Annotated in this window: 3 protein-coding genes; 2 read left to right on the plus strand and 1 reads right to left on the minus strand. The window is 42.3% G+C overall.

Annotated features, from left to right (window positions below; genetic code table 11):
• Positions 1-559 (plus strand): hypothetical protein (locus tag AB6E51_RS24380; protein WP_372140310.1); only part of this gene is annotated, 559 nt, incomplete at its 5' end.
• A 209-nt stretch (positions 560-768) separates the two neighbouring features.
• Positions 769-987 carry a hypothetical protein gene (locus AB6E51_RS24385; RefSeq protein ID WP_102333112.1) on the plus strand — a complete coding sequence of 73 codons (219 nt, stop codon included), beginning with the start codon at positions 769-771 and terminating at the stop codon, positions 985-987.
• Between the two features lie 30 nt (positions 988-1,017).
• Here AB6E51_RS24385 and AB6E51_RS24390 read toward each other — a convergent pair whose 3' ends face one another.
• Positions 1,018-1,359, minus strand: coding sequence for a DUF723 domain-containing protein (locus AB6E51_RS24390; protein WP_102333111.1), 342 nt, complete (start codon positions 1,357-1,359; stop codon positions 1,018-1,020).
• Between the last annotated feature and the right edge of the window lie 163 nt (positions 1,360-1,522).

Here is a 1,522-nt window from a genome sequence, read left to right on the forward strand (position 1 = left end):
CCTCATTGCAATGGTCGCCTTGAGTGGCTGTCAAGAAGAGCAGCCATTAATAAAATCAACCATCGGTAACGCAGGAAGCCTTAGTGATTTCTATATTATGAGTGACGTGTCTATTCAAACTACAGGAGGCGGTTGGACCGGCTTTAGTTATGGAGCCGTCAATGGCTATCCTGGAGCCAGTGCCGACATCGGAAAAATGGGCGTCCCATCACACATCAAAGGGATGTGGAGTAAAGGCTGGAATTATGATGATGAACTAGTCTACTACCGTATTGATGCACCGATTGACGCTGAATTAGCCGAGAAGAAAATGCGTACTTTGCAGAATTACTATGAATATTACAAACCTACATATGGCTCAATGCAGGTGATCGTAGATGAAGAGCGTATCCAAGTCATGTACACGTTCGCTTGTGTATCTAGGACTCGAGATTGTGCGCCAGAGGAAGGAAGTGATCCTAATGGTTGGGTCGAAAGATCTCCGCAAAATGGGGTAACAGAAGTGGTTGTTTTGTTTGATGGTAAAGGTGAGTCTTCCCCAGTACCATTCGAAGACTAATTAATTTGAGTACGGCCTAAAATCTCAGTGCTATCAGCTAAGGGGCGTTGTTATTACAGCAGCCCTTTTTGCATGAAATTTTTGATAGGGTATTTTAGCTACAAATTTTTAGTCAAACATATTGACGAGATAGTTTCCATTAGTCAAAATACTTTACTAAAATAAGTACTTTGGTCAAACATTTTGACTAATAATTTCGGAGATATCTCATGGGTTTTGTACCAGACTATAAGCTCTCAGAACTCAGTAAAATGGCTGGGTTTGATACCGTTGACGAATTGGCTAGGTACGCATCTACAACGCGCCAGAACCTAGATAATTGGAACAAGTCCCAATCAAAACAGAGTTTTCTTCGAGTTGTGATCATGGGAGCCAAGGTTTTGAAGGCTCAAGACCTTAAGCGCCGAGCAACGATACCTAACAAATAACAAACATCCCCCTATCTAGGTGGTCACTCGTTAATCAAACACCTTCAGCAATAGGTGGTTATATTGTTTCGTCCCTCCACGAACGTTGAAGTTATCCGTCCCACACCCCCTGATTTCATTCTTATCATTGGCTTTTTGTGGTGTACGTTTTGCCTTCTGTGCACGACTGCAAAGCGGGCAACCGATTTTTTTTACCGTGGCCAGAAAGTTATTGGGTGTTGTATGGAAGGCGCCGTGCTCTGGGCATAATATTTCGACAGGAGTAGTCCGGTTGACATACTTCATTTTCGTATAGTCGTACCGCTCACCGTACTTTAGTTTTGCTTTTTGGATAAAGTGATTGGCTCGTTCTTGTCGTGATGGTTTTAACATAGTGTATTGTTATTTTTTATTAATTTAGAAACTTTGGAAATCGTGTGTCTGGAGCAGCCTATAAGCGTTTCAATCTGGCTGTAGCTTTTGCCTTCTCGAAGTAGGCCCTCTATCTTTTGGTGCAATTTGACATTAACCGGTCGACCTTTGTATTTCCCTTCTT

It is taken from the genome of Vibrio sp. 10N.247.311.47 (assembly GCF_041467535.1).
Classification (GTDB): domain Bacteria; phylum Pseudomonadota; class Gammaproteobacteria; order Enterobacterales; family Vibrionaceae; genus Vibrio; species Vibrio crassostreae_C.

Coding starts and splice junctions, on each gene's coding strand:
- AB6E51_RS24385 (WP_102333112.1), top strand. CDS start 769: ATGGGTTTTGTACCAGACTATAAGCTCTCAGAACTCAGTAAAATGGCT.
- AB6E51_RS24390 (WP_102333111.1), bottom strand. CDS start 1,359: ATGTTAAAACCATCACGACAAGAACGAGCCAATCACTTTATCCAAAAA.